General features: G+C 73.8%; 5 protein-coding genes and 1 rRNA gene. 1 reads left to right on the top strand and 5 read right to left on the bottom strand.

Annotated elements, in window-relative coordinates; all coding sequences use genetic code 11:
* Positions 1 to 93: ribosomal RNA gene (gene rrf, locus ABZX40_RS23645) — 5S ribosomal RNA — on the top strand; the annotation flags it as partial.
* 99 nt (positions 94 to 192) lie between these two features.
* Here the strand turns inward: rrf and ABZX40_RS23640 are convergent.
* From ABZX40_RS23640 to ABZX40_RS23620, 5 genes are read right to left on the bottom strand one after another with little or no spacing between them, the layout of a single operon-like run.
* Complete coding sequence (locus ABZX40_RS23640; RefSeq protein WP_355751284.1) at positions 193 to 1,488, bottom strand: DUF58 domain-containing protein; 1,296 nt, start codon at positions 1,486 to 1,488, stop codon at positions 193 to 195.
* Positions 1,488 to 2,477: a MoxR family ATPase gene (locus ABZX40_RS23635; protein WP_355751289.1), complete on the bottom strand. Its 990-nt coding sequence runs from the start codon at positions 2,475 to 2,477 to the stop codon at positions 1,488 to 1,490. The genes ABZX40_RS23640 and ABZX40_RS23635 overlap by 1 nt, the downstream gene beginning before the upstream one ends.
* Positions 2,477 to 3,670, bottom strand: a complete 1,194-nt coding sequence (locus tag ABZX40_RS23630) for a DUF4350 domain-containing protein (RefSeq protein WP_355751283.1) — start codon at positions 3,668 to 3,670, stop codon at positions 2,477 to 2,479. Before ABZX40_RS23630 ends, ABZX40_RS23635 begins: the two co-directional genes overlap by 1 nt.
* The gene (locus ABZX40_RS23625; RefSeq protein WP_355751286.1) at positions 3,667 to 4,404 is read right to left on the bottom strand and encodes a DUF4129 domain-containing protein; all 738 of its coding nucleotides are present in this window, start codon (positions 4,402 to 4,404) and stop codon (positions 3,667 to 3,669) included. The genes ABZX40_RS23630 and ABZX40_RS23625 overlap by 4 nt, the downstream gene beginning before the upstream one ends.
* 28 nt (positions 4,405 to 4,432) lie before the next feature.
* Positions 4,433 to 5,962 (bottom strand): hypothetical protein, encoded by a 1,530-nt coding sequence (locus tag ABZX40_RS23620; RefSeq protein ID WP_355751280.1) that lies wholly within the window; start codon positions 5,960 to 5,962, stop codon positions 4,433 to 4,435.
* Positions 5,963 to 6,000 lie beyond the last annotated feature (38 nt).

Below are 6,000 nucleotides of genomic sequence, written 5' to 3'. Positions count from 1 at the left end.
ACGCCCGGTTACATTCCGAACCCGGAAGCTAAGCCTTACAGCGCCGATGGTACTGCTGGGGGGACCCGGTGGGAGAGTAGGACGCCGCCGAACAAATTTTGAGGGGAAGCCCCGCATCTTCGGATGCGGGGCTTTCTTGCGTTTGGGATTGGTTGGTTGGATTGGGCCCGGTTTTGCCGGGCCCTTTTTCGTTTATAGGCGGCCTGCTGTTTTGAGGGCCAAGTAGGCGTCCGCCAGGGCCGGGGCCAGCTGGTCAGGTGTTGCGTCTACGACCGTGACGCCGTGGCGGCGTAGTTGTTCTGAGGTGCGGTGGCGTTCCGACTGGGCCTGGGCGGCTGCTGCGGCTTCGTAGAGGGCGTCGATGGTGCCGCGGGACTGGGCCATGCCGGCGATGTGGGGGTCGGCTACGGAGGCCACCAGGACCGTGTGGCGCTGGGTGAGTTGGGGGAGGACCGGGAGCAGACCCTCTTCGACGGGGGGCGCGTCGAGTGTCGTCAGAAGGACGATCAGGGAGCGGCGAGGGGCCGTGCGGAGGGCTGTGGCGGTGAGGCCGCGGGCGTCGGTTTCGACGAGTTCGGGTTCGAGGGTGGCCATGGCGTTGACCAGGGACGGGAGGAGGTCGCCGGCCGTGCGGCCCTGGATGAGGGAGCGGATTCGGCGGTCGTAGGCGAGGAGGTCCACCCGGTCGCCCGCGCGGGAGGCGAGGGCGGCCAGGAGCAGGGCGGCGTCCATGGAGGCGTCCAGGCGGGGGGCGTCTCCCACCCGGCCGGCGGAGGTGCGGCCGGTGTCGAGGACCAAGAGGATGTGGCGGTCGCGTTCGGGGCGCCAGGTGCGTACGGCGACCGTGGTCTGGCGGGCGGTGGCGCGCCAGTCGATGGATCGGGTGTCGTCGCCGGGGACGTATTCGCGCAAGCTGTCGAATTCGGTGCCCTCGCCTCGGGTGAGGACGCTGGTGCGGCCGTCGAGTTCGCGGAGGCGGGCCAGTTTTGAGGGGAGGTGCTTGCGGCTGGTGAACGGGGGGAGGACGCGGACCGTCCAGGGGACCTGGTGGGTGCCCTGGCGGGTCAGGAGGCCGAGGGGGCCATAGGAGCGGATGGTGACGCGGTCGGCTTGGTGGTCGCCTCGGCGGGTGGGGCGGAGGCGGATGGTGGTGCGGCGGCGTTCGCCCGGGGGGATGGTGAGGCGGTGGCGGGTGGGTTCCGCCGCGGTGCTCGGGGGCCAGGCGTCGCGGAGCTGGGCGCGCAGGGGGCGGCGGGACGGGTTGGTGACCGTCAGGGTGATGTCCGCGGGTTCGCCGAGGCGGGCGGCGGTGTCGCCGGTGCGGGACAGGCCCAGGCGGCGTACGGGGGCCGCGAGGGCGAAGTCGCAGGCGCAGGCGACGGCCAGGGGGGCGTTGACCGCGAGGAGCCCCGTCCAGCTGGGGTCCCAGAGGCCGACGGGGAGGGAGCCCAGGGCCGCCAGGAGCGCGGCGCGTCCGCTGAGGGCCATCAGCGGGGGACGGGGACGTGGGAGAGGATCGCGTTGATGACGGAGTCGGCCGTCACGCCCTCCATCTCGGCCTCCGCGCGGAGCTGGACGCGGTGGCGGAGGGTGGGCAGGGCGAGGGCCTTGACGTCGTCGGGGATGACGTAGTCGCGGCCGGTGAGCCAGGCCCACGCGCGCGAGGTGGCCAGCAGGGCGGTGGCGCCGCGCGGGGAGACGCCCAGGGTGAGGGACGGCGACTCGCGGGTGGCGCGGCAGATGTCGACGACGTAGGCCGTGATCTCGGGGGAGACGGTGGTCTTGGCGACGGCCGCGCGGGCCGCTTCCAGGGCGGCGGGGCCCGCTACGGGGCGGATGCCGGCGGCCTGGAGGTCGCGGGGGTTGAAGCCCTCGGCGTGGCGGGTGAGGACGTTGATCTCGTCCTGGCGGGAGGGGAGGGGGATGGTGAGCTTGAGGAGGAAACGGTCCAGCTGGGCTTCGGGGAGGGGGTAGGTGCCCTCGTACTCGACCGGGTTCTGGGTGGCGGCCACCAGGAACGGGTCGGGGAGGGGGCGGGGGGTGCCGTCGACCGTGACCTGGCGTTCCTCCATGGCTTCCAGGAGGGAGGACTGGGTCTTGGGGGGTGTGCGGTTGATCTCGTCGGCGAGGAGGAGGTGGGTGAAGACCGGGCCGGGCTGGAAGGAGAACTCGGCGGTGCGGGCGTCGTAGACCAGGGAGCCGGTGACGTCGCTGGGCATGAGGTCGGGGGTGAACTGGACGCGTTTGGTGTCGAGTTCGAGGGATGCGGCCAGCGCGCGGATCAGGAGGGTCTTGGCGACGCCGGGGACGCCTTCGAGCAGGACGTGGCCGCGGCACAGCAGGGCGACGACGAGGCCGGTCACGGCGGGATCCTGGCCGACCACGGCCTTGGCGATCTCGGCGCGCAGGGCTTCGAGAGAGGCGCGGGCGGAGCCCGGGTCCCCGCTCGGCCCGGCGTTGTCAGTGGTCGGGTCCATCATGGACGGCGTACCTCTCTTTCGAGGGCGTCGAGTTGGTCGGCGAGGGTGATCAGGGCCCGGTCGTCGGTGGGCGCGGGGCCGAAGAGGAGGGTGTGCAGGTCCTGGGTGCCGCTCCGGAGGCGGGCGGACAGGGCCGGGAGCAGGGCCTCGGGCGTGTCCGCCCGGGAGACGGGGAGTCCTACCAGGGGGGCGAGGCGGGTGCGGGTCGTGGAGCGGAGAGCGGCTGCCGCGCGGTCGCGGGCGTTCGCCTTGCGGTAGAGGCGGGCGCGGCCTTCGACGGTTTCGGAGGCGCGGATCGCGACGGGGAGTTTCTCCGGTACGAGAGGGCCGAGTCGGCGTGCCCGCCAGAGGGCGGCGAGGGCCGCGGCGATGAAGAGTTGCAGGGTGCCCCAGAGCCAGCCGGAGGGGATCAGGTCGAAGAAGCCGCGTTCGCCGTCCGTGGTGGCGGTGGTGTCGGAGAGGGAGGGGAGGTACCAGGTCAGATGGGGGCGGGAGCCGAGGAGTTGGAGAGCCAGCGAGGCGTTGCCCTGCTGGTCGAGGCGGTCGTTGAACAGGATGTCGGGCGCGCCGAGCAGAACGGTGTCGCCGCCTCCGGAGGGCTGGGGGAGGCGGACGAGGGTGGCCAGGCGCTCGCTGAGGTAGCACTCGTCGGCCTCGGGGTGGGTGGTCGAGTAGCGCAGGCCGCCGGTCTCGGCGGGGCCCGCGCGGTCGGCCTCGGGGAGGGCGCAGCCGGGGTCGAGCGTGGTGTCGAGGCTGATGGCGGGGTCGACGTAGATGCCGGGGGCGAGGCGCTCGACGGAGGAGATGCCGGCGGCGATCAGGACCGTGCGGCCACCGGAGGTGGCGGTGTCCTCGTGGAGGCGGGACTGCTGGGCGGGGGTGAGCAGGTCGGGGTCGGCGACCAGGAGGGTGGTGTCGGGGCCGGTGGCGGCGCCGGCCTCGTCGAGGGTGGTCACCACGCGCGTGGAGACGCCTCGTTCGGCGAGGAGTTCGGCGAGGGCGCGGCTGCCCTGTGCGTCGGTGGAGCGTGGATCGAGGCTGCCGTGCTCGGCGTCGGAGCGGACCAGCGCGATGGCGATGGCGCCCGCGACGAGGAGTACGAGGGCGAGGGCGATGCCCCGGCCGCGGGTCCACAGTTGGCGCGGGGTGGGCGAGGCCGAGGTGGCGGGGAGCGTGGCCTCGGTGGTCATCCGGCGGCTCCCTGGCGGGTGGTGCGGTCCGTGCTGCTGGTGGTGCCGGTGCTCGCACTGGCGCTGGTGAGGTGGGGTTTGGTGCGGTCGAGGTCGTGGTCGAGCGCCGCGATGCGCTCGTACGGTGCCCTGGTGGCCGTACGGCCGCCGTATGTGACGTCGTCGAAGTCGCGGGCGGCGGCGCGGAGTCGGTCGGCGTGGGCGGGCAGGGAGCGGCCCGCTTCGGCGGCGGCCTCGTCGGCGGTGCGGCCGGGGCGGATGTCCAGGAGGGCGCGTTCCTCCAGGGAACGGACGATGGCGCGCATGCGTTCCTGGACGGCCTGGTTCCAGTGGCCCTGGGCGGCGTGGGCCTCGGCGGCGGCGCGGTGGTCGGCGGCGCTGCGGGGGCGGTCGTCGAACAGGGCGGCGGTGGAGACGGGAGGCCGGCGGGGGGTGCCCAGGCGCCACCACAGGGCGGCCAGGAGGGCCACGACGACCAGGATGACGACGACGAGGCCGATGGTGCCGCCGGGGGTGGCGGCCGACGCCGAGTTGAACAGGTCGTCCAGCCACTCCCAGAACCTGTCCAGGGCGCGTTCGAACAGCCCGGGGTCGTCGTTGTGGTACATGCGCTTGGCGAGTTCGCGCTCGGCCGCCTCGCGCGCGGGCGCGCGCGGGACGGTGAGCGGTGGTTCGTCGGCGTCGCGCGGCAGCGTCGGCAGGGCCGAGAGTGCCGACTGCGTGGCCTGGGTCAGGGCAGATCCCCCCGCCGGACTCACCGCATCAGCTCCTGGGGGCGGTGCCGGTGTAGCCCTGGACACCGGCGGCGCGGGCCAGGTCGAGGTCGAGGGCCTCGCGGCGGATGCGCTGGTCGATGTAGAGGAGCACGGTCACGCCGGCCGTGATCGGGAAGGTGATCATGGAGCCGATCACCGAGCCGATGCCGCTGATGACGAGGAACGTCCAGCCCAGGCCGGTGCCGGACTCGACGAACGCGGTGAGGCTGTCGCCGTCGGCCATGGCACCGGCGAGGGCGAACGGGACCACAATGATCATGGCGATGACATTGGCGATGATCACGGCGAGAAGTTGAATACCGAAGATCCGCCACCAGGAGCCGTGTACGAGTTTCGCGGAGCGGCCCATGGCCTTGGTGATGCTCTGCTTCTCCAGCATCAGGGCGGGCGAGGCGAGGGAGAAGCGGACCCACACCCACACCGCGACCACGGCGGCACCGAGGAGCACCAGCAGGGACAGGGCGAAGGCCCCGCCGCCCCCGCCCGACGCGGCGACCAGGACGCTGGGCAGGGTTCCGACGGCGATGATGCCGAGGCCGATCAGCACCAGCAGGAAGATCAGGCCGAACAGCCGCAGCACCTGAGGGCGGGCGTCGCGCCACGCCTCCCCGGTGGTCACGGGCTTGCCGAGCACCGCGCGGCTGGTGACCGTGGTCAGCAGGGCGGTCGCGGCGACGGTGCCGATCAGGGAGATCACGAAGACGACGACGTTCGCGGCCATCGCCTCGCCCAGCGCGCGGGCGAGTTCGCCGACGCTGGCACTGGGGTCGTCGATGGCGGAGGTGTCCAGGAGGTCGTTCAGGAGAAAGCCCTGGAGCAGGACGATGACGATCTCGGTGAGGACCGCGACGGTCAGGGAGATGCCGAGGACCGTGCGCCAGTAGGTGCGCATGGTGGAGACCGCGCCGTCGAGGATCTCGCCGACGCCGAGCGGGCGCAGCGGGATGATGCCGGGCTTCGCGGCGGGCGGAGGGCCGCCCCAGGGGGTGCCCCAGGCGCCGTAGGGCTGGTAGCCGCCGTAGCCGGGGGCGTTGCCCCAGCCGGGGGCGGGGGGGCCTCCAAGGGCGCCGGGGGCGCCGGGGGCGGGTGGGGGAGTGCCGGGCGCGGTGGGGCCGGGCTGAGGGGTGCCGGGGGCGGTGGGGTCGGCGGGCGGGCCGCCTGTGGGGGGTCCCCAGGCGCCGGGAGTGCCCGGAGCACCGGGGGCTCCAGGGGCTCCAGGGGCTCCGGGGGGCGGGCCCCAGCCCTGGACGGTCGGGCCGGGGGGCGGTGGCGGGGCCTGGGTCGGCTGCTGCGCGCCTGCGGGCGCCGACCACTGCGCTGGGGGTGGCTGCTCCTTGGACCACTGCGGACCGGGGCTCTGCGGATCCGCGCCCGGCTGGGCGGCGGGCTGTCCGGGGCCGGGACGGTCGGAGGGCCCGGCCGAGCCGTCCGGGCCGGACGCGCCGGGTTCCCGCCCGTCGGACGGGCCGTCGGACGGGGCGGATCCGGGCGAAGCCCAGCCCGGAGTGTCGTTCATCGTCGCTCCTTCACAGTGCCCGGCCGCTCTCGCGGCGG

The organism is Streptomyces sp. NPDC004610, assembly GCF_040609715.1.
GTDB lineage: Bacteria > Actinomycetota > Actinomycetes > Streptomycetales > Streptomycetaceae > Streptomyces.
The sequence above is the reverse complement of the archived record's forward strand: the minus strand, read 5'-3'. Positions and strand labels throughout refer to the sequence as shown.